Annotated in this window: 2 protein-coding genes; both read left to right on the top strand. The window is 40.7% G+C overall.

All coding sequences use genetic code 11. The annotated features are described in order from the left end of the window. The first annotated feature begins 94 nt into the window (after positions 1-94). Positions 95-607, top strand: a complete 513-nt coding sequence (locus tag ACM0OX_RS35620) for a helix-turn-helix domain-containing protein (RefSeq protein WP_414519923.1) — start codon at positions 95-97, stop codon at positions 605-607. Beyond that, positions 591-1,298, top strand: coding sequence for a transposase (locus ACM0OX_RS35615; protein WP_414519921.1), 708 nt, complete (start codon positions 591-593; stop codon positions 1,296-1,298). The genes ACM0OX_RS35620 and ACM0OX_RS35615 overlap by 17 nt, the downstream gene beginning before the upstream one ends. Positions 1,299-1,329: the final 31 nt, after the last annotated feature.

Here is a 1,329-nt window from a genome sequence, read left to right as displayed (position 1 = left end):
CTAGTACACCACGGCGGAAATAAACCAAGCATTATTGTGAGAAACTAAGAAAGTAGAGTCAAAGCAGTTTAGGCTGAAAACAAGGGAAGCAGGTGTGGCACGATTAGCTCCAAAAGTATTAAATTTGAACGAGAGCGATCGCTCAGAACTGCAACAGTTGAGAAACCGACACAATGCGGCGCAACAACTAGTACTACGTGCAAAAATAATTCTCCTAGCGTCAGAGGGGAAAAATCATGGTGAAATTGCGCGGATATTAGATATAAGTCTTGATATGGCTCGTTTATGGCGAAACCGATGGTGTGAAACTAGCGATAAAGAGTTGTCTATTTTGCAGAGATTACAAGACTTAGAGCGTATTGGCGCACCAGTAAAATTTAGTATGGAGCAAGTAATCGAACTATTCGCCCTTGCATGTTCACCACCGTCCGACTATGGACGACCAATAAGTCATTGGACGCCAAGAGAATTAGCAGACGAAATTATGAAACAAGGGATAATTGAAAGTATATCCGTCCGCCATCTGGGAAGATTGTTAGAAGAAGCAGAACTTAAACCCCACCAGAGTCGCTACTGGTTAACCCCCCCCTGTGGACGAAGAATTTGACGCAAAAGTTGAAGATATTACTGGTTTATACATCAACGCCATTGAACGTTATCAAAACGGAGAGCGGACAATATCCATTGATGAAATGACTGGGATTCAGGCTACTGAGCGTCTAGAAAAAGATTTACCAATGCGGCCAGGTTTAGTTGAAAGACGGGAATTTGAATATATTCGTCATGGTACACAAACTTTAATAGCTAATTTTGATGTTGCCACTGGTAAGATTATCGAGCCTAATTGTGGAGATTCCCGAACCGAATCCGATTATCTCTTTAATATTCGTCGAATAATTGAAAGTGACCCCAATGCCAAAAAATGGCATTTAATCATGGATTGTCTGAATACTCACCAGTCTGAGTCGCTGGTTCGGTTGGTTGTACAAATTGAAGGTTTGGATATAGACCTGGGTATTAAGGGAAAAAGTGGCATACTCAAATCCATGAAATCCCGTACTGCTTTTTTGAACGACTCAACACATCGAATTGTTTTCCATTACACACCCAAACATTCTTCTTGGCTCAACCAAATTGAGATTTGGTTCAGTATTTTGGTTCGGAAATTACTCAAGCGTGCCAGCTTCAAAAGTCAGGATGACCTCAAAACTCGAATTCTTGAATTTATCGACTATTTTAATAAAACAATGGCTAAACCTTTTAAGTGGACATATAAGGGTAAAGTCTTGGCCATCTAATACTTGGCTTATTTCCGCCGTGCTGTACTAG

It is taken from the genome of Nostoc sp. PCC 9305, from assembly GCF_963920915.1.
GTDB lineage: Bacteria > Cyanobacteriota > Cyanobacteriia > Cyanobacteriales > Nostocaceae > Nostoc.
This window is presented reverse-complemented; position numbering and strand designations above follow the sequence as displayed.